Here is a 24276-nt window from a genome sequence, read left to right as displayed (position 1 = left end):
CGGGGTATCAACATATCTGGCGTTGACTTTTGGCACGCTGTTGAGTTCTCAAGGAACGGTCGCTTCCTTTGTACTCACCCTCTCGGGCTTTCCTCTGGGCGCTTCCCTTCGGTGTTCCAAACTCTATCAGTGTTTTTCCGGCCCCCTGACCACCGTCCCGCAGGCATGCGGAAGGTGATCCGAAGATAGGATCTGACAAGTTGGTTGCTGCCGGACCAGGACGCGGACTCGCATCACTCAGCCCCAAGCAGGAGTACGACTGTACACGCGGCCGTCGAGCGGGTGCAAATCGATATGCGGTATGGTCTAGACCACTTCGTAGTGCCTGCGCGGAACCGGCACTTCAGGTGACATACGCTGCTGAACAGTGTGCCGTCCGGCTACCTACAGGGACGGCCCTTTCGATCTCCACCCCTGGGAGGCTTCCCATGACCACCGTGACGTCCCCGCTCGCCGGACGCGCCATCGGACTGGCGGCCGTGCCGGATCCGGTCTTCTCCCAGGCCATGGTCGGCCCGGGCACCGCCATCGACCCCGTACGTGAGCCCTCCGAGGCCGTCTCCCCCGTGGACGGCGTCATCGTCTCCCTGCACCCGCACGCGTTCGTCGTGGTCGACGAGAGCGGACACGGCGTGCTCACCCACCTCGGCATCGACACCGTGCAGCTCAACGGCGAGGGCTTCGAACTGCTGGTGAACAAGGGCGACACCGTCCGTCGCGGGCAGGGCGTCGTGCGCTGGAACCCTGCTGCCGTCGAGGCCGCCGGCAAGTCCGCGGTCTGCCCGGTCGTGGCGCTGGAGGCCACGGCCGAGGCTCTCTCCGATCTTCGCGACAGCGGCGATGTGAAGGCCGGCGACAGTCTCTTCCTCTGGAAGTGACGTCCGTGCCGTCCTGGACGGCGAGTACGACAACCAACGCGGCGGCGGGACCCGCCGCACTATCGGAGACGGGTGAGATGGAGACAACGCTGCGAGGCGTCGGTGTCAGCCACGGTGTGGCGATCGGCGAGGTTCGGCACATGGGAACGGCGGTTCTCGAACCGCCCGCGAAGCAGATCCCTGCGGAAGAGGCGGAGCGTGAACAGGGGCGCGCCCGAAAGGCCGTGGAGGCTGTGGCCGCCGACCTGATGGCGCGCGGCAATCTCGCGGGCGGCGAAGCGCAGGCGGTGCTCGAGGCGCAGGCCATGATGGCTCAGGATCCCGAGCTGATGGCCGACGTGGATCGGCGGATCGCCGTCGGCAGCACGGCCGAGCGGGGCGTGTACGACGCTTTCGCGTCCTACCGCGAGCTGCTGGCGGGCGCCGGTGAGTACCTCGCGGGTCGCGTGGCCGACCTCGACGACGTGCGGAACCGCATCGTGGCGCGGCTGCTGGGGGTCCCGATGCCGGGTGTCCCCGACAGCGACGAGCCCTATGTCCTGGTGGCCCGTGACCTCGCGCCCGCCGACACGGCGCTGCTCGACCCGACTCTGGTGCTCGGTTTCGTCACCGAGGAGGGCGGTCCCACCAGCCACAGCGCGATCCTGGCGCGGGCGCTCGGCGTCCCGGCCGTGGTGGCGCTGCCGGGTGCCGGTGAACTCGCCGAGGGCACGATGATCGCCGTCGACGGCAGCACGGGTGAGATCTTCGTGGAGCCGAGCGACGAGAAGAAGGCGCAGCTCGAGGCCGCGGCCGCGGAGCGCCGGGCGGCGCTCGCGGCTTCGACCGGGCCCGGTGCCACGGCGGACGGGCACAAGGTGCCGCTGCTGGCGAACGTCGGCGGCCCCGCCGATGTGCCGGCCGCCGTCGAGGCCGGGGCGGAGGGTGTCGGCCTCTTCCGTACCGAGTTCCTCTTCCTGGACGACAGCAAGCAGGCGCCGTCCGAGGAGAAGCAGGTCGCCGCGTACCGGCAGGTGCTGGAGGCGTTCCCCGAGGGGCGCGTCGTCGTGCGTGTGCTGGACGCGGGTGCCGACAAGCCGCTCGACTTCCTCACGCCGTCCGACGAACCGAACCCGGCGCTGGGTGTGCGGGGTCTGCGGACCCTGCTCGATCACCCGGAGGTCCTGCGCACGCAGCTGACGGCGCTCGCCAAGGCCGCGGAAGGGCTGCCGGTCTACCTCGAGGTCATGGCCCCGATGGTGGCGGACCGTACCGATGCGCGGGCCTTCGCCGACGCGTGCCGTGAGGCGGGGCTGCAAGCGAAGTTCGGCGCGATGGTGGAGATCCCGTCGGCCGCGCTGCGGGCGCGTTCGATCCTGCAGGAGGTCGAGTTCCTGTCGCTGGGGACGAACGATCTCGCGCAGTACACCTTCGCCGCCGACCGTCAGGTGGGTGCGGTCTCCCGGCTGCAGGATCCGTGGCAGCCCGCGCTGCTCGACCTGGTGGCGCTGTCCGCCGAGGCGGCGAAGGCCGAGGGCAAGAGCTGCGGTGTCTGCGGTGAGGCCGCGTCCGACCCGCTGCTGGCGTGTGTGCTGACCGGTCTGGGTGTCACCTCCCTGTCGATGGGTGCGGCGTCGATTCCTTACGTCCGGGCGACGCTCGCCAAGTACACGCTGGCGCAGTGCGAGCGTGCCGCTGCGGCGGCGCGGGCGACGGACAGCGCCGAGGAGGCGCGGAGTGCGGCGCAGGCGGTGCTGTCGGGCGAGTAGCCGCGGGTCGGCCGGCTGACGACTGCCCGGTGAGGGGCGCTCCACTGCCGTGGGGCGCCCCTCCGGCGTTTCAGTGGTGGTGTCCCCGGGAGGGTTTCTCCTGCCCGAGGTCGGGCGGCCGGCAGTAGTCGACGTTGGATTCCGGGGAGATGAGGTCTCCGGATTCGATGTCGGTGCAGTAGGCGTCGAAGACCTCTCCCGCGCTGAGGGGGTCGAGTCCGTTGGAGCGGAGCCGCCAGCCGTAGACGCGGTCGGGAGTGTTCGGGGCGCTGACGCGGATGACGAGTCCGCCCGGGCTGTCGGTGGCCAGGCCGAGGGCGAGGACCGTGGTGAATTCGAGGGCTTCGCTCTCGTCGAGTTCCAGTGCGCCGCCGGTGCCGGTGGTGTGGAGGGCGGCGATGAGGGTTTCGGGTGGTCCGGTGACGCTGCAGACGAGGTGGCGGTCGCCGGGTGGGGCCGTGTCGAGGATGCGGGCGAGAAGCTCTGAGGCGCGGGCGAAGGCGGCTCGTCCGATGTCCTCGCCGCAGGAGGCGCAGGGGCCCAGGCGAGCGAGGAGGGTGGTCGCGTACTCCCAGGTGGCTTGCCGGACGGCTTCGTCGACCAGGGCCGCGAGGAGGTCGGCCAGGGGCTGGCCCTCGTACGGGAGGGTGGGGCCGGTCAGCGCGAGGTGTGCCGTGAAGCGTGTGCGGCTGGACGGGAGGTCGGGGTCGAGGGTCCGTCGCTCGCAGAAGTCGGCGTATTCCTCGGGGTCGAAGAGGGTGACCGTGGTGTGGCTGCCTTGCAGGGCGCGTGTCCTGAGGAGGCCCTCGATCTGTTCGAGGTACGTCTCGTGGTCGTCGAAGGTGAAGGTGCGGTAGCGCCGCATGGCCCGGAAGTCGTGCTCGTCGGTGAGCAGGCCGATGGTGCCGGCGATTTCGCGGCGCAGGACGCGTCGCATGGTCCGGCTGTCGGTGTGCGCCATGTGTTTCCCCCTGTGTACGGTCGATCAATGCTCACTCACAGTAATCGGCAGCACTGACAATCGGACGGGTTCGGGTGATCGCAGGTCCGAGGGACGCACAAAGGCGCAGGTCGCGGCGGAATCCGTCGCTGCCTGCGCCTGATGCGTTCGTGACAGGGAGTAGGAGTCAGGCTCGTTTGCGGGCCAGGTCCTCGTAGAAGCTCAGCAGGTCGAGGTTGTCGATGGAGCCCGGGTTGACCGCCTTCTCCAGGGGGGTGCCTTGGAGAAGGCGTTTGACGGGGACCTCGATGCGCTTGCCGGTGAGGGTGTGCGGGACGCCGGGTACTTCGATGATCTCGTCGGGGAGGTGGCGCGGGGACAGTTGTTCGCGGATGGTCCTCTTGATGCGGTCGCGCAGGTCTTCGTCGAGGGATGCGCCGGGGGCCAGGTGGACGAAGAGGGGCATCCAGTAGCCGCCGTCGGGCTGCTCGATGCCGATGACCAGGGATTCCTTGATCTCTGGGAGGCGCTCGACGGCTTCGTAGATGTCGGCGGATCCCATGCGGACGCCCTGGCGGTTGAGCGTGGAGTCGGAGCGGCCGTGGATGATCACGGATCCGCGGGAGGTGACGGTGATCCAGTCACCGTGCCGCCAGACGCCGGGGTAGGTGTCGAAGTAGCTGTCGTGGTAGCGGCTGCCGTCCGGGTCGTTCCAGAAGTGGATGGGCATCGAGGGCATGGGGTTGGTGACCACCAGCTCGCCGACCTCGTCGGTCAGGGGCTTGCCGCTCGGGTCCCAGGACTGCAGGTCGGTGCCCAGGCAGGGGGCCTGGAGTTCGCCGACGTGGACGGGCAGGGTCGGTACGGCTCCGGCGAAGCAGGAGCAGACGTCCGTGCCGCCGCTGACGGAGGCGATCCAGAGATTGTCGCGGACCTCGTCGTGGAGCCAGCGGAAGCCGTCGGGCGGCAGGGGCGAGCCGGTGGTGGCGACGCACTGGACGGACGAGAGGTCGAAGTCGCGGGAGGGGTGGACGCCGGCCTTGCGGCAGGCCATGACGTAGGCGGCGGAAGTGCCGTAGAGGGTGGCCTTCGTGCGTTCGGCGATCCGCCACTGGGCGCCGGTGTCCGGGTAACCGGGGCTGCCGTCGTAGAGGACGATCGTGGTGCCGGTGAGCAGGCCGGAGACGAGGAAGTTCCACATCATCCAGCCGGTCGAGGTGTACCAGAAGAAGCGGTCCTCGGGGCCCAGGTCGCAGTGCAGGCCGAGTTGCTTGAGGTGCTCGACGAGGATGCCGCCCTGGGACTGGACGATGGCCTTGGGCAGGCCTGTGGTGCCGGAGGAGTAGAGCACCCAGAGGGGGTGGTCGAAGGGCACCTGCTCGAAGACGGGGTCCGTGTCCGCGGAGGTGAGGGCCGACCAGTCCAGGGCGCCCTCGGGTGCCTCGGTGCCGAGGACGGGGATGTGCACGACGGCGCGCAGGGTGGGCAGTTCGCGGCGGAGTTCGGCGACGATCTCGCGGCGGTCGTGTTCCTTGCCGCCGTAGCGGTAGCCGTCGACGGTGAAGAGCACGACGGGTTCGACCTGCTGGAAGCGGTCGAGGACGCTGCGGGCGCCGAAGTCGGGTGCGCAGGAGGTCCAGACGCCGCCGACGGCTGCCGTGGCGAGGAGGGCGACCACGGCTTGCGGGATGTTCGGGAGGTAGCCGCTGACGCGGTCTCCGGGGCGGACGCCCAAGGCGCGCAGTTCGGCGGCGAGGGAGCCGACCTGGCGGCGCAGTTCCGCCCAGGTGACGGGCCGCGGCTCGTGCGTCTCGTCGACGTGGAGGAGGGCGGGTTCGTCGGCGCGGGTGCCGGCGGCGCGCAGGGCGTGCTCGGCGTAGTTGAGGGTCGCCCCGGGGAACCACTGGGCGCCGGGCATCGCGCGGTCGCCGAGCACGCGCGCGTAGGGGGTGGAGAACCGTACGTCGAACCATTCGGTCACGGCGGTCCAGAAGGCGTCCAGGTCGTCGACGGACCAGCGCTGCAGGGCCGCGTATCCGCCGTCGGCGGGGGCCCCGTGGTGCTCGGCGGCCCAGGCCTGGAACCTGGTGATCCGTGCCCGCGCGATGCGCTCGGGGTCTGGCTGCCAGAGCGGCTGAGGACTTTCGGTCGACATGGTCGGCTCCCGGACTGTGCGCGTCGTGTGCGTCCTCCGCGCACGGGCTGGGGTGTGCGCGTGACGCGGCTGGGACGGACAATGCCATGTGATCGACTTCGACACCAGGGCGCGCCCCACATAGTCCGTGTCGTGAAGATGTGGTCTTGGCACGGGTGAACGGCAGTTGAACGACACGCACGCGGGCGGCGGTCAGTGGCAGGGTGAGCAGTATGAACGGTCGTGACCTGGTGCGTTCGGTGAGAGCGGTGGCTTCGGTGGGGGCGGCGCAGGGTGTACGTACCGTACGAGCAGCGTGGCGCAGGCGGCGGGCCGACGCCACCGGGCTGCCGGCGCGCGGGGCGGAGCGGGCGCGGGTGCCGGGGCCGGTGCGGGAGGTGGAGCCGGGGCCGGGGGGCGGGGTCGTCCGTTTCAGCCGGTCCGACCTGCGGATCTTCGTCGCGGTGAACGGGGCCGTCTTCTGGGGCTGGGACGGCGCGGAGCCGGAGCCGTCGTACGCGCTGGCGGGCCGCTGTCCGGAGCCGGATCCCCGGGCGGTGCTGGAGCCGGACAAGGACGGCGGCTGGCGCGTGGTGGCGGAGCGGGTGACGGTCGTGGTGTCGCGGCACGGCGCCGTCGAGGTGCGCACGCCCGGTGGCGTGACGTTGCGGCGTGAGTTGCCGCCGCGCTGGTGGGAGCCGGTGGGCGGCGGCCCGGCGCGGTGGACGCAGCGGTCGGAGGTGGCCGCCGACGCGCGGTTCTTCGGGCTGGGCGGGCGGGCGGCGGGCCCGCGGCTGCCGGACGGCACGTACCGGCTGTGGAACACCGACCCCGGTCAGGCCTTCGGTCCCGGTCACGACCCGCTGTACATCACGATGCCGGTGCAGATGGTGGTGGCCGACGGCGGTACGCATCTGGTGTTCCACGACAGCACGTGGGACGGCACGGTGACCCTGAGGGAGGGTGAGGAGGGCGCGGGTTCCGGGCACGACCGGGCCGGGACGAGTCAGCTGCGGATGGACGGTGGTCCGTTGCGCTGCTGGGTGATGGTGGGCACCCCCGCGCGCGTGCTGCTCGCCTGGGCCTCGCTGACGGGGGCTCCCGCGCTGCCGCCCGTGTGGGCGCTGGGTCATCACCACGCGCGGTGGGGGTTCGGCAGTGAGCAGGAGGTGCGGCGGATCGTCGCGGGGTACGTGGAGCACGGTCTGCCGCTCGACGCGCTGCACCTGGACATCGATCACCTGGACGCGCATCAGGTGTTCACGGTGGACCAGGACCGTTTCCCGAAGCTGCCCGTGCTCGCGGAGGAGCTCCGCCGGGACGGCGTCCGGCTGGTGTCCATCGTCGACCCGGCCGTCAAGGCGATACCCGGGAACGCCGTGTTCGACGGCGGGACGGCTCAGGACGCGTTCGTGCGGGACGCGTCCGGGCAGGTCGTGGAGGGGGTCGTGTGGCCCGGCGAGGCGGTGTTCCCGGATTTCACGCACGCGCGCGTGCGTGAGTGGTGGGGCGGTCTCTACGCGGAGCGGCTCGCTCAGGGGTTCTCCGGCTTCTGGCACGACATGAACGAGCCGACGTCGTTCACGGCCTTCGGGGAGTCGACGCTGCCCCGGTCCGCACGGCACTTCCTCGAGGGCGGGGGCGGAGACCATCGCGAGGCGCACAACGTGTACGCGCTGTGCATGGCCAGGGCGGGGTTCGAAGGGGTGCGCAGGCTCGCCCCGGAGGAGCGGCCGTTTCTGTTCTCGCGCTCCGGGTGGGCGGGGATGCAGCGCTACGGCGGGACGTGGTCGGGGGACGTCGCCACGGGCTGGCCCGGTCTTCGGGCGTCCCTGGCGCTGGTCCTGGGGCTGGGGCTGTGCGGCGTTCCGTACTCGGGGCCGGACATCGGGGGCTTCGACGGGGATCCGTCACCCGAGTTGTATGTGCGGTGGTTCCAGCTGGGGTCCTTTCTGCCGCTGTTCCGCACCCATGCCGGTCTGCGGGCCGGGCGGCGGGAGCCCTGGGAGTTCGGTCCGGAGGTTCTGGAGCACGCGCGCGTGGCGCTCTCGGAACGCCGCCGGCTGCTGCCGTACTTCGTGACGCTGGCGCATCTGGCCCGCCGCACCGGGGCGCCCTATGTACGGCCGGTGTGGTGGACGGCGCCGGAGGACCGGGCGCTGCGCGACTGCGGGGACGCCTTCCTGCTGGGCGACTGTCTGCTGGTGGCACCGGTGCTGGACCCGGGTGCGGACCGGCGGGCGGTGCGGCTGCCGCGCGGGCGCTGGTACGACTCGGTGACGGAGCGGGCGTACGAGGGGCCGGCGCAGGTGGTCGTGGACGCGCCGTTGTCGCGGATCCCGGTGTTCGTACGCGCGGGGGCCGTTCTTCCCGTCCGTGGGGAGGACGGCGGGCTGGAGCTGGAGGTGTGGGCGCCCGCCCGGGGGCGGACCGGGAGCGGGCTGGTCGTTCCGGACGGGGGCGGGGGCTGGGACGAGCCGGAGATCGAGCGCTACACCGCTCGGTGGCTGGGCGCGCGGGTGGTCGTCGAACGCGAGGGTGAGGACGGCGGGAGTGCGCCGCCCCACCCGGTGCGCGTGCGCGGGGCCGGGGAGCGCCGGTCTCAGTAACGGCCTTCGAACCAGGCGCGTACGGCCACGGTGTGCAGGGGGAAGGCGAGCTCCTCGGGCCTGCGCAGCAGGTGCCAGCCCTCCGTCTCGTCCGTGGCGGCGGAGGGCGGCAGTCCCTCGGCCGGACGTTCCGGGAGGACGCCGAAGAGCAGCAGGTGCCCGTCGGGTGCGCTCATGGCGTCGGCGAGGCGCACGTCGCGGGCGGCCGCGTCGATGCCTGTTTCCTCCTTGAGCTCGCGTACGACGGCCTGCCGCCAGTCCTCGCGGTCGTCGATGTAGCCGCCGGGCAGAGCGATGCCCCCGCGCGCGGGAGCGACGGTTCGTGTGATGACGACCAGGGCGGTGCCCTTGGTGTCGTACACGGGCTGGAGGGCCACCGCGACCGGGAGGGGGTTGCGGTAGGCCACGGCGCCGCACGCCGGGCAGGTGCGGGGCCAGCCGGAGACGCCCTCTCCGTAGGGCGCGCCGCAGCTCGAACAGTGGGAGTCCGGCGCGGAGTTGGTGGTGGAGTGCTGAGTTTCGGACACGCGGCGGACTGTAGCCGATCACTCGGAGGGCGTCGCGGGCAGGCTCAGTGCCGGTGGGTGAGCGACTTCCTGGACACGGGGAAGTCGAAGTAGGTGTCCGGGTAGGGCTCGGGCTTGAAGGTGTAGTGCCACCACTCCTCCGCGAGGTTCACGAACCCCTGGTCCTCCAGGGCGTCCTTGAGCAGCAGCCGGTTGGCGCGCTGTACGCCGTTCACGCGCGGGTCGAGGGTGTGCGAGAGGGTGTCGAAGCAGTCGAAGCCGGTCCCCATGTCGACCGAGTTGTCGGGGAACCGCTCCTCGCGGGGTGCGAAGCACGGCACCAGGGGCTCACCGGGGCGGTACGGCCGGGTCGGCTTCGCCGGGAGCCGGACCAGGGTGATGTCCAGGGTCGAGCCGCGACTGTGGCCGGACTTCTCGGCGATGTAGCCGTCGGTGAACAGGCGGGACTTGTCGACGTTCGGGTAGAACTCGCCCTTCATCGCCTGGTCGTCGAGGTCCTGCGCCCAGCGGACGAAGTGGTCCACCGCGCGCTGGGGCCGGTAGCAGTCGTACACCTTGAGGGTGTAGCCCTGGCGCAGGACGGTGCGTTGGGCACGGTGGAGGGCTTGGGCCGCGGGGCGGGTGAGGAGGCACGTCGGCTGTACGTAGCCGTCGATGCGCTCGCCGACGAAGTTGTGGGGGGTGAAGTAACGCATCTCCTGGAGGATGGTCGGGTCCACGCTTCTCAGCGCCACGAAGTCCTCCGGCGCCTTGGGCTCGGTCGTCGCCCGGGCGGGTGCGGTGGGGACGGTCGCCGTCAGCAACGCGGCGAGGGTGGTCAGCAGGCCTCGTGTCACGGTGGTGAGTCGTGTCATGCCTCCTGCGTCTATCAGGAGCGGGTACCGCCGGGGAAGCGCAGTGCGGCGACCGCCCCACGGTGGCGCGTCGGGGGCCTGCCCGTCTCGGGCATCCCGTGCCACACTTCTGACGTCCCGTCAGATCCTGGGGTAGGGAGGGAACCGTGTCGCGGACGCGTACTCCGGTGGTGGCGGGGTGGTTCACCGAGGGCGGCGACGGCTTCCGGCTGCTCGGCACACGGTGCACGGCGTGCGCCTCGGTCTTCTTCCCTCGTGAGGACCACCGGTGCCGGAACCCGGCGTGCCAGAGCGGGGAACTGGAAGAGGCGCCGTTGTCACGGCGGGGACGTATCTGGTCGTTCACGGACAGCAGGTACCGACCACCGTCACCCTATGTGACCGATCCGGAACTTCCGTGGGAACCGTGCGCGTTGATCGCTGTGGAGCTGGCGGCCGAGCGGATCGTGGTGCTCGGACAGGCGGCTCCCGGTGTGACCGTCGCGGATCTGACGGTGGGCATGGAGGTGGAGGTCGTGTCCGGCGTGCTGCACGAGGACGCGGAGACGACCTGGACGACGTGGCAGTGGCGGCCGACGGGGGGCACGGCATGACGGGGGACGTGGCGGTGCTGGGTGTGGGCATGCACCCGTGGGGCAAGTGGGGACGGAGCTTCGTCGAGTACGGCGTTGCAGCCGCCCGGGCGGCTCTCGCCGACGCCGGTCTGGACTGGCGGGACGTCGGCTCGATCGTCGGCGCGGACACCGTGCGCGGGGGCTATCCCGGGTACGTGGCGGGGGCGACGTTCGCGAAAGCACTGGGCTGGCAGGGGGCGCGCGTGGCGAGCGTGTACGCGGCGTGCGCGTCCGGAGCTCAGGCCCTCGCCACCGCGCGGGCCCAGATCCTCGCCGGGCTGGCCGAGGTGGTGCTCGTGGTCGGGGCCGATGCCGCTCCCAAGGGGTTCTTCCGCCCGGCGGGCGGGGACCGGCCGGACGACCCCGACTGGCTGCGGTTCCGGATCCTCGGGGCGACCAACCCGGTGTACTTCGGGCTGTACGCGCGCAGACGCATGGCGATACACGGCGACACGCCGGACGACTTCGCGCGCGTGAAGGTGAAGAACGCGGCGATGGGGGTGCTGAACCCCCTCGCGCGCTACCGGGACGCCGTCACGGCGGAACAGGTCGCCGCCTCGCCCGTCGTCGCCGATCCGCTGCGGCTGCTCGACATCTGCGCGACCTCCGACGGCGGTGCGGCCGTGGTGCTGGCCGGCCTGGAGTTCGCGCGGCGGCACGGGCCGGCGGCCCCGGTGCGGATCCGGGCCGTGTCCACGGTGACGCCGCGCTTCCCGAACACCGTGCTGGACCTGCCGGACATCGCCACGGATTCCGCGGCGGCGGTCGATCCTCCCGGGGAGCCGTTCCGGAGGTCGATCGCCCGGGCGGCCTACGAGGAGGCGGGGATCGGGCCGGAGGATCTGTCGCTGGCCGAGGTGTACGACCTGTCCACGGCGCTCGAACTGCAGTGGTACGAGGATCTCGCGCTCTGCGGCGAAGGAGAGGGGGCGAAGTTGCTGCGGGACGGGGCGACGGCGCTGGGCGGGCGGATACCGGTGAACGTCAGCGGTGGACTGGCCTCCTTCGGCGAGGCGGTTCCGGCGCAGGCGATCGCCCAGGTGTGCGAGCTGACCCGGCAGCTGAGAGGTGAGGCGGGTCACCGCCAGGTGGCGGGCGCGCGTGTGGGCGTCAGCGCGAACCAGGGGCTGTTCGGGCACGGGTCGGCGGTGGTCGTGGTGCGATGAGGCGGGGTGGCCGGGAGGCGCGGCGCCGAACGGGCGGCTCTCCTGGGGCCCGCTCCCGACCTCCTGTCCATACGCTGTGTGATCACGCCGGAATGCTGCGTGAACGTCTCATGAACTGCGCTTGGGCCTGCGCCGGTCGCGTCATCATGCTCGCGTGCACTCCTGGACGGACACTCTCCGCTTCGCCTTCCAACCGGTGGTCAACCCGACGACCGGCGCGGTCGCCGGACTGGAGATACTCGCCCGCCCCGAGAGCGGCGACATCCTGGCCGAGGCCCGCCGGGACCCCGAGCTGGACTGCCGGCTGGCGGTGTCGGCGGTGCGTGCGGCGGTGCGCAAGGAGACGCTGCTGCCGCTGTTCGTCAACGTGTTCGCGGGCACCCTCGCCGACCTGGGCGGGCTGCCGTCGCTGCACGACGCCGTACGCGAGGCCGGACGGCTCCCCTGGGAGGTGACGATCGACATCTGCCCTCCGTACACGCACGTGCCCCAGCCCGCGCTGCTGGAGGCGGTGGCCGCGCTGCGCCGCCAGGGGTTCCGGATCTGCGCGGACGGCGTCGGGGACGGGGACGTGCCCCTGCGGCTGCTCTCCGACCTGACGCCGGACCTCGTGAAGCTCGACGCGTCGCTGCTGGCGCGGCCTGCCGCGGTGCGGGCGATGCGGACGCTCTGCGACGGGCTGGGGGCGCTGCTGGCCGTCGAGGGCGTGGAGACCGAGGGGCAGTGTGCCGCCGCGCTGGCGGCCGGGGCGCAGCTGGCGCAGGGCGAGCTGTTCGCGCCGCCGGCCCGGCGGCCCGCCGCGGACGTCTACGTTCCGCCCCGCTCCCCCGCCGACCTGTCCGTGCCACGGTCGGGGCCGTCGGTCCGGGAGTTCGTGCGGCCCGCCGCGCTGCTGCCCGCGACGGCGTCCGCGGGGCAGGTGCGGGCCCTGCTGACCGGGTCGCCCGACGTGTCCGGCGTGCTGCTCGTGGACACCGAGGGAGTGCCCGTCCGGTCGGTGCACCGGTCCCGCTTCCTGCTGTCCATGTCGGGGCGCTACGGACACGCCCTGTACGCCGACCGGCCCGCGGCCAAGCTCGGGGACGTGCCGCGGACGGTGGGCGTGGACGCCACCGCCTGGGAGGTCCTGGACGTGGTGGCGGTCGGGGGGCGGGACCGCACCTCGGACGACGTGGCCGTGGTGGACGAGTACGGGCGGTGTATGGGCGTCGTCCGGCTCGCGGACCTCGTGCGCGCCCTGGCCGAGACGCGCGTGGAGGAGGCGGCCGGGCTGAACCCGCTGACGCGGCTGCCCGGCTCGGACGCGATCACCGGTGAGGTGGACCGGAGGATCGCGGCGGGGCGGCCGTTCGCCCTGGGCTGGCTGGACATCGACCACTTCAAGCAGGTCAACGACGGCGCGGGGTTCGCGGCCGGCGACGAACTGATCCGGGCGGTGGGGCGGGCGCTGCAGCAGGCGGCGACGGGCAGCACGCGCGTGGGGCACATCGGCGGCGACGACTTCCTGGTCCTCGCGGATCCGGAGGGCCTGGATCCGCTGGCCGCGGCCGTGCTGGACGCGCCCTGGTCGGCCGGTGGCCGGCCGGTCACGCTGTCGCTCGCGACGGTGCTGTGCGCACCCGGCAGCGTGACGGATCACCGGCAGGCGGCGGCGTGCCTGGCCCCGCTGAAGAAGGCGGCGAAGGCGCTGCGCGGGGCGAGCTGGGTACTGGGCCGGGCCGGTGTGCCGGGCCACGAGACCCGCCGGGGGGTGGCACCGGCACCGGCACCGGCGGGGTGTGCCGTGGCGGAGCCGGGAGGGCGGTAGGGGGCCGTCGAGGGCTTTCGGCGGAGCCGGGAGGACGGTAGGAGGCCGTCGGCGGCTTTCGGCCGAGCCGGGAGGACGGTAGGAGGTCAGGGCTTTGCGGCCGAGCCCCGGCGGACGTTCGGGGGTCGGGAATCTTCCGGCCGGGCAGGGGGCGTCAGGCGCGGGTTGTGCCGCGGGGCTGCGTGGGCGGTTGCCGGCCTCCGGGGGACCCCACAGGACGTTGCAGCGCGGCGGCGAGGTGCTGGGGCCCGAGCGGGCAGGGCTCGGGCCGGGCTAGGCCCTGCCCCGCGCAGGGGGCGGGTGCCTGTCGTTGCGTGCCGGGGCTCCGTGCGCGGGCCGGGTGAGGCGGCGACCGGGCGGCGTGGAGACGGGCGTCCGGGAGGACCCGGGCCGCTGGACCGGGCCGGCGATGGAAGGCCCGTGGTCGCCCTTTTGGCTGCCGGGCGGGTCGTGGCCCGGCGGGCCGCCCCGCCCGGCGCCCTGCGCGTATCCCCGCGGGTGCCGGAGGGCGCTGCGGCGCGGCGGGGGAATCGGCTCGTCCGGTTGAGAAGCCGCCAGGTCAGGTAGATCCTGGACACTAGCAAGCTGGGTGTCGGGGACGACTGGGCCGCTCGCCGACAGCGAGGGCCGGTACGGCCCGGCACCCGGCGGAGGCCGGACATCATCCACCAGGTCTCGCGCGGCTCACGGGGCGCGCGGGTCCGACCAGATCTGAACAACGACCCACCGGGCGCCGCCCGGCCGTGCAACCGGCCCCGGCCCCGCAGGAGCCCGGCGACCGTCAGATGGCCGTCAACCGTTGCGGTCGGCGACCTTGACGCCCTTTGGGTGCCGGTGAACACTTCCGATGTCAGTCGACATCGCCGTACATACTCGGCGTATCCGGCACTGCGGCGCGTGGACGCGCCTGCGCCAAGGCCCCTTCCCCCACGGGCGAGTCGGCTGCGACGGCACGCTCGTCACGGATGCCGGGCGGGGCGCGGGATCTCCCTGCCTTCGGCTGAAGTAGCCATGGGAATCGCACCCTGCACGTGAGGACCGGGGCGCACCGTCCCCGGGCCACGGCCTAGGAGCCGCCATGAGTAACGGAGACATATTCGTCGGCGAGTTGATCGGCACGGCGATCCTGATCCTGTTCGGCGCCGGAGTGTGCGCCGCCGTCACCCTCAGGTTCTCGAAGGCGCGAGCCTCCGGATGGATCGTGATCGCGTTCGGCTGGGGCTTCGCCGTGCTGGCCGGCGCGTACACCGCCGCTCCCCTCTCCGGAGGGCACCTCAACCCGGCCGTCACCCTCGGCCTCGCCGTCGACACCGGAGTGTGGGACAAGGTCTGGGTCTACATCCTCGGGCAGATGGCCGGTGCCATGCTCGGAGCCGTGCTGGCCTACCTGGTGTACTTCGCCCAGTTCCAGGCCAATACCCGCAAGGGCGGCACGACCGAGGGAACGGTCGACGAACCGGTCCCGACCCTGGGCATCTTCTCCACCATCCCCGAGATCCGGAACCCGGTCGCCAACCTGATCACCGAGATCCTCGCCACCATCGCCCTGGTGCTGCCCCTGCTGGCCCTGGTCGGCAACAACCGGCACGTGGAAGGCATCGGCATCGGGCAGATCGCGGGTCAGGGGGAAGGCATCTACGGATCCGGCATCGTGATCCTGCTGGTCGCCCTCCTGGTCGTCGGCATCGGTCTGTCGCTGGGTGGTCCCACCGGCTACGCCATCAACCCGGCGCGTGACCTCGGACCGCGCATCATCCACTCCGTCCTGCCGATCCCGAACAAGGGCACCTCCGACTGGGGTTACTCGTGGATCCCCGTCGTCGGACCAGTGATCGGCGGGTTGCTGGGTGGCGTCATCTACAACGCAGCCTTCTGAACGAGCCCGAGGGGTAGTCATGACGGACAACGCCGAGAAGTACGTTGCAGCCATCGACCAGGGCACCACGTCGAGCCGCTGCATCGTCTTCAACCAGGACGGCGCGATCGTCGCCGTCGACCAGCGCGAGCACCGCCAGATCTTTCCCAAACCGGGCTGGGTGGAGCACGACGCCACCGAGATCTGGTCCAAGACGCAGGCGGTCGTGGCCGGTGCGCTGGCCAAGGCCGGTCTGCGGGCCGACCAGCTGAGCGCGATGGGCATCACCAACCAGCGCGAGACGACCCTGCTGTGGGACCGCGCGACGGGCAAGCCGGTGCACAACGCCATCGTCTGGCAGGACACGCGGACGGCGTCGCTGTGCAACCAACTGGGCGGCTCGGACGGGCAGGACCGTTTCCGCGAGCAGACGGGCCTGCCGCTGGCCACGTATTTCTCCGGGCCCAAGGCGGCCTGGCTGCTGGACAACGTGCCCGATCTGCGGGCGCGTGCCGAGCGCGGTGAGATCGCCTTCGGCACGATGGACTCCTGGCTGATCTGGAACCTCACCGGCGGCACGGACGGCGGGCAGCACGTCACCGACGTGACCAACGCCGGGCGCACCATGCTGATGAACCTGGAGACCCTGCAGTGGGACTCCTCGATCTGCTCGGCGATGAACGTCCCGGAGGCCATGCTGCCCGAGATCCGCTCCTCCGCGGAGGTCTACGGCACCGCGGTCGGGCAGCTGGCCGGCGTGCCCGTGGCCTCGGCGCTCGGCGACCAGCAGGCCGCCGTGTTCGGACAGGCCTGCTACGACGTGGGCACCGCGAAGAACACGTACGGCACGGGCAGCTTCCTGCTGCTCAACACCGGCAACCGGCCGGTGCCGTCGAAGAGCGGACTGCTGACCACGATGGGGTACAAGATCGGCGAGGAGGCTCCGGTCTACTGCCTGGAGGGCTCGATCGCGATCACGGGCGCGCTGGTCCAGTGGTTCCGCGACCAGCTCGGCATCATCCGCACCGCCGACGAGATCGAACCGCTGGCCGCGAGCGTGGAGGACAACGGCGGCGCCTACATCGTGCCCGCGTTCTCGGGTCTGTTCGCGCCGTACTGGCGCTCGGACGCGCGCGGTGTGGTCACCGGCCTCACCCGGTACGTCACCAAGGCGCACCTCGCGCGCGCGGTGCTGGAGGCGACGAGCTGGCAGACCCGCGAGGTGGTCGACGCCATGTACCAGGACTCCGGGGTGCAGATCACCACCCTGAAGGTCGACGGCGGCATGACGAAGAACAACCTGCTGATGCAGCACCAGGCGGATGTGCTCGACGTTCCGGTCGTGCGGCCGAAGGTCTCCGAGACGACCTGTCTGGGCGCCGCCTACGCGGCCGGACTGGCCACCGGCGTCTGGAACGACCTGGACGAACTGAAGGCCCACTGGCAGAAGGACGTGGAGTGGACGCCGTCCATGGAGGCGTCGGTGCGGGACCGCGAGTACCACAACTGGCGCAAGGCCGTGGAGAAGAGCTTCGGCTGGGAGGAGGGCGACAGCTGACCACGCGCGCGTGGAGCGTCCTTCCGTACTGCGGCCCGTACCCCTGTCGGCGGGGGTACGGGTCGTGCCCGCGTCCGGGGAGCGTCAGCCGGTCACCGGCTGGCGGCGGTCGGCCGCGTACGCCATCGCGTGCTCGACCACGCCGATGAGGGCCTCCTTGACCGACTCGCGGTCACGGGCGTCGCACATCAGGAGCGGCACCCCGGCGTCGAGGTCGAGGGCCTGGCGGACGTCCTCGACGGGGTAACGGGGCGCTCCCTCGAAGCAGTTGACGCCGACGAGGAAGGGGATCGAGCGCCGTTCGAAGTAGTCGACGGCGGCGAAGCAGTCCTCCAGGCGACGGGTGTCGGCGAGCACGACGGCTCCGAGCGCGCCCTCGGAGAGCTCGTCCCACATGAACCAGAACCGCTCCTGCCCGGGTGTGCCGAAGAGGTACAGCACGAGGTCCTCGCGCAGGGTGATGCGGCCGAAGTCCATGGCCACGGTCGTGGTGTGCTTGGACTCCACGCCGCTGAGGTCGTCGACCGGGCGGCCGGCCTCGGTGAGCAGTTCCTCGGTGCGCAGCGGCCTGATCTCGCTGACCGCGCCGACGAGCGTGGTCTTGCCCACGCCGAAGCCGCCGGCCACCAGGATCTTGAGCGTGACGGGCTCGACCGGGGGCTTGCCGCGCTCAGAACGCCCGAAGATCATCGATCTCTTCTCCTGCTTGATGGGGGTCGGGCGACGGCGGACCGTGGCCTCCGCCGCCGGGGTGGTGATCCTTCGCGCTCCTCACAGCGCCCGCAGGCCGTTGATCACGTCGCGCAGAATACTCTCGTCCGGCAGTTCGGCAGGGGGCACGGGCCGGTTCACATGGACGAACTCGGCGTCCACGAGATCTCCGACCAGGACCCGGACCACGCCGATCGGCAGGTCGAGTTCCGCTGCGAGTTCGGCGACCGACTGCGGGTCCTCACGGCACAGTTCGACGATGTCCACGTGCTCCGGGGAGAGCATGTGGTCCGCTTCCGGGTCGTCCGCGTGCGGTTCCGCGACCACGACCGCGATCAGGTCCAGGCGGTGCTGGCCCTGGCTGCTGGTGCGGCCGCGCGTCATGGCGTACGGACGGACGACCGGACCGGCCTCGTCGTCGAACCAGTGGCTTCTTCCCTGACCGTCAGCGCTCATGTCATCCCACTACCCGCCTGCGGGCAGATCGGTGCGCGGAGCGGCGCCCAGATGCACACCCACCCGCTTCACCAGGAGTGTCATCTCGTAGGCGACCTGGCCGACGTCCGAATCGGCGTCCGAGAGGACCGCGAGGCAGCTGCCGTCGCCGGCCGCCGTCACGAACAGGAAGGCGTCGTCGAGCTCGACGACCGTCTGGCGGACGTTGCCGGCCTCGAAGTGGCGTCCCACGCCCTTGGCGAGGCTGTGGAACCCGGAGGCGACCGCGGCCAGGTGCTCGCTGTCCTCCCTGGTGAGGTCCCTGGACACGCCCGTCGGCAAGCCGTCGCCGGAGAGCACGAGCGCCTTGCGGATGCTCGCGACGCGGTCCACCAGGTCGTCCAGGAGCCAGTTCAGCTCCCCGTTGCCGTTCGCGCTGTGGCCGGTCGCCTTCGGTGCGGTCATCGACCGTCCCCCTCTGTCGTTCCTTGTGGTGCTGTGCCGCTGTGGGCGGCATCGCCCGCGGCGTTCTCCCTACGGCCCCGCTGCCAGCCGCGCTGGAGTGAGGCCATACGGCTGCGTACTTCCTCGGCGTCCCGTTCGGCGGGCTCCGTCCCGTCCTCGGTGCGCGGGTCGGGCCCCCGCTTCAGCTGCGGGGCCAGGTTGGCCTGCCGGACGCGCCGGGGCAGGGGTGCGGTGCCGGCGCCGTCTGCCGGGTGGGTGGTGGCGTCTGCCGGGCGGGCGAGGCCGGAGTCCGGGCGGGCGGTGCCGGCTGCCGGGCGGGCGGTGTCGTTTCCGCGGGCGTCGTCCCGGCCGGCCGCGCCGAGGGCCCTGCTGGCGGACTCCTCCGTTCCCCTGCGGCGGGACGGGAGGGGCGGCGGTGTGTCCGGCCGGGTCTCGGCCCGTCGGCCGTCGGCCGGGGCACCCTCGCTGCGGCGCCGGGCGGGAAGCGCGGAGGCCCGCTCCGGTCCGGTCCGGGCCGTGGGACGGTCGCCGGCGGCGTCCTCGCCACGGCGACGGGACGGGAGCGCGGCCGCGGGCCCGGTCTCGGTCCGGCCGGTGTCCGTCGTCTCCTCGTCGGTCTTGCCGCGTCGTTGGCGCTGATCGGTGACCGGGCGGCCGTGCGAGCTGACCAGCTTGGGTGCGTGGCGACGGGGCAGCGGGACGGGGGCGCTCAGCTCGTTCCCGGCGTCGGTGCGCTCCCGTACGCCCGGGGTGTCGGCGGCCTGCTGGTGCGGATCGGTGCGGCGGCCGGTGGTCTCGTCCTGGGCGCGGGTGAGGGAGTGGCGGGGGCGGAAGAGGCCGCCGTGCTCGCTGTCCTCGTCCTCGAGGGCGCCGGGGAAGTCGTCGATGGCGTCCAGGTCGACGGGGGCCTCCAGCTCCACCGGTCCGTCCAGCAGGGAGGCGGGCAGGCCGGGACGCGCCGCGGGCGCCTTGGACAGGGCGACGCGGCGGCCGTCCTGCGACTCGCCGCCGTGCGCCGTCAGCTGGGGGCGGTCGAGCCGGAAGCCGATGCCGTTCGTGTCGGGCACGTCGTCCGTGAGCAGGGCGTCGGGGATGAAGACGACGGCGGTCGTGCCGCCGTACGGGGAGGGCTGCAGGGAGACCCGGACGTTCTGCCGCTGGGCGAGCCGGCTGACCACGAACAGGCCGAGCCGGTCGGTGTCGGACAGCTCGAACTCCGGCGTCTCGGCGAGCCGGAGGTTGGCGTCGAGCAGCGCCTCGGCCGCCATGCCCAGACCGCGGTCGTGGATCTCCAGGGTGAAGCCGTTGGCGACACGTTCGCCCAGGACCTGGACGGCGGTGTGCGGCGGCGAGAAGACCGTGGCGTTCTCCAGCAGTTCGGCCACGAGGTGCGTGAGGTCGGCGACGGCCGGGCCGGTGACGGCGATCCGCGGCAGACGGCGGACCTCGATGCGCTCGTAGTCCTCGACCTCGGCGACGGCGGCACGGACGACGTCCATGAGCTGGACGGGCTTGCGCCACTGGCGGGAGGGCGCGGCGCCGGAGAGGATCACGAGGCCTTCGGCGTGCCGGCGCATGCGGGTGGTCAGGTGGTCGAGGCGGAACAGGTCGGCGAGTTCCTCGGTGTCCTCGGTCCTGCGCTCCATGGCGTCGAGCAGGGTGAGCTGCTTGTGGAGGAGGACCTGGCTGCGGCGTGCGAGGTTGACGAAGACCTCGGAGACGCCGGCGCGGAGCTCGGCCTGCTTGACGGCGGCCTCGACGGCGGCGCGCTGCAGCGTGTTGAGGGCCTGGCCGACCTCGCCCATCTCGTTCTTGTCGTACTCCAGGCGCGGCACCTCGGTCTCGACGTCGACCTGCTCGCCCGCGGAGAGGCGGCGCATCACGCTGGGCAGCCGTACGCCGGACGCCTCGTGGGCCTCCAGACGCAACTGCCGCAGGTCGCGGATGAGGGTGCGGCCGACGCGCACGGACAGGAAGAGGGAGAGCAGCAGGGCGATCAGGCCGAGGGCGCCGGCGATGACGGCCTTGGCGATGACGCCCACGGCCACCGGGTGGACGCGCTCCTGGTAGCGGTCGTTGGCCTGGTCGTTGAGGGTACCGAGTTCGTCGAGCACGTTGCCCGCGGCGGTGTCCCAGCTCTTGGCGGTGACGCCGCGGGGCGTCCCGGCCCCCGAGTCGAGGGCCGCTTCCTCGGCCACGCGCAGCGGTGCGGAGGAGGCGTTCTTCCAGAAGGTCTGGTACCGGTCGCGCTCGGCGACGGGCAGCAACTGCAGGTTGACGTCGTACATCAGCGTGCGCTGGGCCACGAGGTCGGAGATGTCGCGCTCTTCGGAGTGGGTGATCCGACCGACGATCAGGGCGGAGCCCAGGAGGGCGTCCTCGCGGGAGAGCAGTTCGCGGGCGCGGGCGAGGTTGACCAGCGCGCGGTACTGCTTGTCGAGTTCGACGTTGTCGACCACGTGCAGATTGGCCAGGAGCACGTAGCACGGGTCGACGAGCCGGTTGTAGAGGTCGAGGGCCTGGGAGCGGTTGACGGTGCCGTCCTCGACACTGCGGCGCAGCGATTCGATCCCCTCGAAGGCGTCCAGGACCGCGGTCAGCCGCTCGTCGGTGGCCTCGCCCATCGCGTCGCGCACGTCCGGGTTCTCGGCGTTGCGGCGAATGCCGCCCACGGCCTCGTCGGTGGCGGTGCGGCTGCGCCGGAGCGCGGCGAGCCCGTCGGAGGCGCGGGGGTCGGCGAGGTGGACCAGCGTCTGGCGGCGTTCCTCCTGGAGGACGCGGACGGTGTCCTCGATGGGGTAGCCGATCTTCTCCACGACGGTCGACACGTTGAACAGGTCGCCCGCCTCACGCCCCGTGAGCACGGTGGCGAAGGACCAGATCGCGGTCAGGGACACCAGCGGCACGAGAAGCAGCGCCACGATCTTCCGGCGGATGGACTTCCCGCGAAAGCGCATGGCCTCCCCCAGCTCGGGCCCCCCGGCCTACCGGGGGTACACATGTGCGTCAACAAACGGCGCGAGCCTACTACCGACGCACAGGGAACTCGAAGACCGGGCCAGAGGCCGAACTTCCGCGCCAGCGACGAGGCATGCCGAGTTGTCCGGGCATTGCGGGAGTTGTCTCCACGAAACCGATGGTGACAGCGAGGGGCCATCGTCGGGGTCGGCCAAGGCGGTTGGCCGATTTTTTTCGATTCCCGGGAATCTTCGTGACGGGTCGTTCGTCCTTCACTACGGGAAACGGGGGCGGAATCGACAACAGGAGCCGCATCCTGCACCCGGGCAGCGTAAAACAGCGCAAGCCGGGCAGCCACTGGGAAGCACGGGTCTTCGGAAACGAGCGAGCGGTCTGCTGGCGGTGGGGAGTGACACGGTGATGGGCACGGCGGAGCGGCGGCGCGAAGCGTCGAGGGCCGACGGGATGCGGGTGACGGGGCATCGGACCTCCGGGGCGACCGATCGCGGCAGGGCGGCGGACGAGGCGGAGAACCCGGCCGAGGGGCAGCGGTATGACCGGCCCCTCTGGGTCGAGGAGCCGGCGCGCAGGCGCCGGTTGCCGGATCCGGTCCGTACGGCGGCCGTGCGAGCGGTTCTTCTCATAGCGGTGACGCTGATTCAGGCGATGGTGGCCTTCCTGTGCACGATGGCCGGGTCCTGGCTGGCCTTCCCCATGGTGATCAGCAGTGTGGTCAGCACCATCGCGGCCACGTGGGGTGCTCTGGACGTGTGGGTGACTCGTCAGGTCTGGAACCAGCGCCACGGTGTGGTGTCCGAGCCGAGCAGCACGGCGCGGGCGCTGCGGCGCGAGCGGCGCCGGGCCCGGCGCCAGGAGCGGGCCATGGCGCGGACGCAGACGCGGATACGCCGACGCGGCGGGGCCGGGCAGCTGTCCCACTCGTAGCACCGCCCGCTCGTAGCGCTGCCCTCTGCAGCGCTGCCCGGTCGCCGGGAGGCGCCTTCGCGCTACTCCCGGGGGACGGCGACAGCGGTCTCACGGGTGAGTTCACGTCGCGCCCGCATGAAGGGGCGGGGGCGGTCCACCGCGAGCACCGCCGTCGTACGGCCGTCGCGTTCGTAGCGGGCGAGGAACCCGCCCTCGGCCGGTGCGCCGTCGGAGAGTTCGCCTTCGGTGACGCGGACGGTGTCGCCGTCGCCGCGCCGGCCGGCGAACTGGATGCGGGCGCCGTACTGGTCGGACCAGAAGTAGGGCACGGCGTCCGCGGTCGCGACCGTGCGCCCGGCGAGCAGGTTGGTCACGGCGACGCGGGGCTGCTGGGTGGCCGACGTCCAGTGCTCGGCGCGGACGCCGCCGACACGGGCGACGTCGCCGACGGCGACCACCTGCGGCAGGGCCGTCACACACCCGTCGTCGCACAGGACGCCGTCGCGCAGGGCGAGGGTCGAACCGGCCAGCCAGGAGGTGTCGGGGGTGACACCGATGCCGACGATCACGATGTCGGCGGGGAGCGTGCGCCCGTCGGTGAGTTCCACGCCGCTGACGGTGACGGTGCCGCGGAGCCCGGCGACGCCGGTGCCGGTGACGAGGTCCGCGCCGCCCCGGCGGTGCAGCGCGGCGCACACGGCGGCCATGTCGGCGCCCAGGTGGGTCACGAGCGGGAGCGGGGCGGCCTCGACGACGGTGACGTGGTGGCCGAGCGAGGTGCAGGAGGAAGCGGTTTCGGCACCGATGAAGCCGCCGCCGATGACCACGACCCGGCGTGGGCCCCGGGTGAGTTCCTCGCGCAGCGCCCGGGCGTCGTCGAGTGTGCGCAGCGTGTGGACTCCGGCGAGTTCGTCGCCGGGCAGGCGCCGGGCGCGGGCTCCGGTGGCGATGACGAGGCCGTCGGTGGACACGGTACGGCCGTCGTCCAGTACGACGGTGCGGCCTCGCGGGTCCAGCGCCCGGGCGGGGACGCCGAGCAGCCACTCGACGTCGAGTTCGGCGCTCTCCTCGGCGTCGGTGAGAGCGAGCTGCTTCTCGTCGGCGCGGCCGGTGAGGAAGTCCTTGGAGAGCGGGGGACGGTCGTAGGGGTGGTGGGGTTCGTCGCCGATGAGGACGAGACGCCCGTCGTAGCCCTGGGCGCGCAGTTCCCGGGCGGCGTAGAGGCCGGAGAGTGAGGCGCCGACGATGGTCACGGTGCGCATGCGGGGTGCCTCCTCGCGCTGCGAGTCGCGTTGTTGCCGCGTCCGCCTGCGGCGGTCGGCCGGCATGCGAGGCGCATCGCGCCGCGGGCCGGGGAGAGCGGGGTCGGCGCGGCGTGCGGCGTCCCTGCCCGGCGTCGGCTGCTGACACGGCCGTCCCGTTCGCGTCCCGGGCCACCGTACGGTTCGGGGTCCGTCCCACCGTCCCCTTCGGGGCTCGTGCGCTCGCCCCGGCCAGGGCTCACGCGGCCGTCCCCTCCTCCGCCGCCAGGTGGACGTGGATGACGCCGTCGTCGACGGTGACGCGGTGGGTGCGGACGGCGCGGCGGGCCGGGAGGCAGGTGGGCATGCCGGTGCGCAGGTCGAACGAGGCGGCGTGCAGCGGGCATTCGACCAGGCAGCCCTCCAGCCAGCCCTCGGAGAGGGAGGCGTCCTGGTGGGTGCAGGTGTCGTCGATGGCGTGGAGTTCGCCGTCGTCGGTGTGGAACACGGCGACGGGCGGTGTCGTCTCGATGCGGACGGACTCGCCCTTGGGGAGGTCGTCGAGGCGGCAGACGGGAATCACGGGCCCCCCTCTCGGTCCGGGGCGGGGCCGGACCGTTCGGCCAGACTGTAGACAGTGTGTGAAGTGCCGGACCGGGGTGGTTCCGGGCACGAAAGGGTGATGGTGCACGTCGTCCGGCCCGGCCGTCGGTGCCGAGCCCCGGGAGGGCGCTCGTGCCCTTCCGGGATACGGACGCTTCGGTAACATGATGTTTCACATCGCGCATGAGCAAGCGCTATACGCAACAGAATCCGGGCGGGGCGACCGTCGCGTCAAGGGGTTCCCTG

Annotated in this window: 19 protein-coding genes; 9 read left to right on the top strand and 10 right to left on the bottom strand. The window is 72.1% G+C overall.

The genetic code is table 11. The features are described from left to right. Positions 1-428: 428 nt before the first annotated feature. The gene (locus ACIGAQ_RS34840) at positions 429-878 is read left to right on the top strand and encodes a PTS glucose transporter subunit IIA (protein WP_311687871.1); all 450 of its coding nucleotides are present in this window, start codon (positions 429-431) and stop codon (positions 876-878) included. Between the two features lie 77 nt (positions 879-955). Continuing rightward, positions 956-2626 carry a phosphoenolpyruvate--protein phosphotransferase gene (gene ptsP, locus ACIGAQ_RS34835; RefSeq protein WP_399790148.1) on the top strand — a complete coding sequence of 557 codons (1671 nt, stop codon included), beginning with the start codon at positions 956-958 and terminating at the stop codon, positions 2624-2626. Between the two features lie 70 nt (positions 2627-2696). Here ptsP and ACIGAQ_RS34830 read toward each other — a convergent pair whose 3' ends face one another. Both ACIGAQ_RS34830 and ACIGAQ_RS34825 read right to left on the bottom strand, forming a co-directional pair. Continuing rightward, the gene (locus ACIGAQ_RS34830; protein ID WP_399790101.1) at positions 2697-3587 is read right to left on the bottom strand and encodes a hypothetical protein; all 891 of its coding nucleotides are present in this window, start codon (positions 3585-3587) and stop codon (positions 2697-2699) included. A gap of 166 nt (positions 3588-3753) precedes the next feature. Then, positions 3754-5721 (bottom strand): acetoacetate--CoA ligase, encoded by a 1968-nt coding sequence (locus tag ACIGAQ_RS34825; RefSeq protein WP_399790098.1) that lies wholly within the window; start codon positions 5719-5721, stop codon positions 3754-3756. Positions 5722-5933: 212 nt separating this feature from the next. Between ACIGAQ_RS34825 and ACIGAQ_RS34820 the strand changes: the two genes are divergently transcribed. Beyond that, positions 5934-8309, top strand: coding sequence for a TIM-barrel domain-containing protein (locus ACIGAQ_RS34820; protein WP_399790095.1), 2376 nt, complete (start codon positions 5934-5936; stop codon positions 8307-8309). Here ACIGAQ_RS34820 and ACIGAQ_RS34815 read toward each other — a convergent pair. Together ACIGAQ_RS34815 and ACIGAQ_RS34810 are read right to left on the bottom strand one after the other, a co-directional pair. Continuing rightward, entirely contained in the window at positions 8303-8836 is a 534-nt protein-coding gene (locus ACIGAQ_RS34815) for an NUDIX domain-containing protein (protein WP_362283885.1), read from the bottom strand. The genes ACIGAQ_RS34820 and ACIGAQ_RS34815 overlap by 7 nt on opposite strands. Before the next feature lie 44 nt (positions 8837-8880). Next, positions 8881-9690 (bottom strand): M15 family metallopeptidase, encoded by an 810-nt coding sequence (locus tag ACIGAQ_RS34810; protein ID WP_399790092.1) that lies wholly within the window; start codon positions 9688-9690, stop codon positions 8881-8883. 167 nt (positions 9691-9857) lie between these two features. Between ACIGAQ_RS34810 and ACIGAQ_RS34805 the strand changes: the two genes are divergently transcribed. The 5 genes from ACIGAQ_RS34805 (at position 9858) to glpK (ending at position 16690) form a co-directional block, all read left to right on the top strand. Next, a complete protein-coding gene (locus tag ACIGAQ_RS34805; RefSeq protein ID WP_362284057.1) occupies positions 9858-10283 on the top strand; it encodes a zinc ribbon domain-containing protein in 426 nt (141 codons plus the stop codon). Beyond that, positions 10280-11470 (top strand): lipid-transfer protein, encoded by a 1191-nt coding sequence (locus ACIGAQ_RS34800; RefSeq protein ID WP_399790089.1) that lies wholly within the window; start codon positions 10280-10282, stop codon positions 11468-11470. Before ACIGAQ_RS34805 ends, ACIGAQ_RS34800 begins: the two co-directional genes overlap by 4 nt. 154 nt (positions 11471-11624) lie before the next feature. Further along, the gene (locus tag ACIGAQ_RS34795) at positions 11625-13277 is read left to right on the top strand and encodes an EAL domain-containing protein (RefSeq protein WP_399790086.1); all 1653 of its coding nucleotides are present in this window, start codon (positions 11625-11627) and stop codon (positions 13275-13277) included. 1078 nt (positions 13278-14355) lie between these two features. Continuing rightward, positions 14356-15153, top strand: a complete 798-nt coding sequence (locus tag ACIGAQ_RS34790; protein WP_311687864.1) for an MIP/aquaporin family protein — start codon at positions 14356-14358, stop codon at positions 15151-15153. A gap of 19 nt (positions 15154-15172) precedes the next feature. Continuing rightward, positions 15173-16690 carry a glycerol kinase GlpK gene (glpK, locus tag ACIGAQ_RS34785; RefSeq protein ID WP_311687863.1) on the top strand — a complete coding sequence of 506 codons (1518 nt, stop codon included), beginning with the start codon at positions 15173-15175 and terminating at the stop codon, positions 16688-16690. Positions 16691-16774: 84 nt separating this feature from the next. Here glpK and ACIGAQ_RS34780 read toward each other — a convergent pair whose 3' ends face one another. The 4 genes from ACIGAQ_RS34780 to ACIGAQ_RS34765 form a co-directional block, all read right to left on the bottom strand. Then, positions 16775-17380 carry an ATP/GTP-binding protein gene (locus ACIGAQ_RS34780; protein WP_311687862.1) on the bottom strand — a complete coding sequence of 202 codons (606 nt, stop codon included), beginning with the start codon at positions 17378-17380 and terminating at the stop codon, positions 16775-16777. Positions 17381-17461: 81 nt separating this feature from the next. Then, a complete protein-coding gene (locus ACIGAQ_RS34775) occupies positions 17462-17857 on the bottom strand; it encodes a DUF742 domain-containing protein (RefSeq protein WP_311687861.1) in 396 nt (131 codons plus the stop codon). Positions 17858-17866: 9 nt separating this feature from the next. Then, positions 17867-18301: a roadblock/LC7 domain-containing protein gene (locus ACIGAQ_RS34770; protein ID WP_311687860.1), complete on the bottom strand. Its 435-nt coding sequence runs from the start codon at positions 18299-18301 to the stop codon at positions 17867-17869. After that, positions 18298-21258, bottom strand: a complete 2961-nt coding sequence (locus ACIGAQ_RS34765) for a nitrate- and nitrite sensing domain-containing protein (protein WP_399790081.1) — start codon at positions 21256-21258, stop codon at positions 18298-18300. The genes ACIGAQ_RS34770 and ACIGAQ_RS34765 overlap by 4 nt, the downstream gene beginning before the upstream one ends. A 421-nt stretch (positions 21259-21679) precedes the next feature. Here ACIGAQ_RS34765 and ACIGAQ_RS34760 point away from each other — a divergent pair, with 421 nt between their 5' ends. Continuing rightward, entirely contained in the window at positions 21680-22204 is a 525-nt protein-coding gene (locus ACIGAQ_RS34760; protein WP_399790078.1) for a hypothetical protein, read from the top strand. A 62-nt stretch (positions 22205-22266) separates the two neighbouring features. Here ACIGAQ_RS34760 and ACIGAQ_RS34755 read toward each other — a convergent pair whose 3' ends face one another. Next, entirely contained in the window at positions 22267-23448 is a 1182-nt protein-coding gene (locus ACIGAQ_RS34755) for an NAD(P)/FAD-dependent oxidoreductase (RefSeq protein WP_399790076.1), read from the bottom strand. Positions 23449-23686: 238 nt separating this feature from the next. Then, on the bottom strand, positions 23687-24010 hold the full coding sequence (locus ACIGAQ_RS34750) for a bifunctional 3-phenylpropionate/cinnamic acid dioxygenase ferredoxin subunit (RefSeq protein WP_311687856.1): 324 nt from the start codon (positions 24008-24010) through the stop codon (positions 23687-23689). Positions 24011-24276 lie beyond the last annotated feature (266 nt).

The sequence above is a fragment of the Streptomyces sp. NPDC085932 genome (genome assembly GCF_044540525.1).
In the GTDB taxonomy this organism is placed as follows: domain Bacteria; phylum Actinomycetota; class Actinomycetes; order Streptomycetales; family Streptomycetaceae; genus Streptomyces; species Streptomyces levis.
Note: the sequence above shows the minus strand (reverse complement) of the source record. Positions and strands in the feature narration are given on the sequence as shown.